The sequence below is a fragment of the Bartonella taylorii 8TBB genome, assembly GCF_902825155.1.
Classification (GTDB): Bacteria; Pseudomonadota; Alphaproteobacteria; order Rhizobiales; family Rhizobiaceae; genus Bartonella; species Bartonella taylorii_A.
Genome location: NZ_CADEAG010000201.1, coordinates 1 through 395, shown reverse-complemented (window position 1 = coordinate 395; position 395 = coordinate 1). Strand labels below are relative to the sequence as shown.

Genomic DNA, 395 nt, shown 5'->3' with positions numbered 1-395 from the left:
CTAGCTGTAGCAGCAGGAACAGCAATCCCTATCCTTATATCTTGGGGATTCGCTCAATTAACAAAACGTTCAAACGAATTGCATAATATAGCTCTTCTTATGACAAATGCTGCACAGCGCCTCAGTGAACCACAACATATATCTGAAAAACAAGCTATCGCTATAGGGCAAACCATTCGTGAAGAAGTAGCAGCAATGAACGAGGGAATTGAACGTACCCTTGGACGTGCTGTTGAACTTGAAGCTATCATACAAGGTGAAGTTCATAATCTGGAACAAGCCTATGCTGAAAATGAATCGCGTATTCATACATTAATCAAAGAATTAAGCAATGAACGTATAGCCATTTTGAATCATGCTGATCGCGTGCAATCAACAATTAAAGGCACACAGGA

At 40.3% G+C, this 395-nt stretch carries 1 protein-coding gene; it reads left to right on the top strand.

Features of this window, described 5'->3' with window-relative positions; translation table 11 throughout:
- On the top strand, window positions 1-395 hold a 395-nt coding region (locus tag J7R13_RS09295), incomplete at both ends, for a hypothetical protein (RefSeq protein ID WP_208438349.1).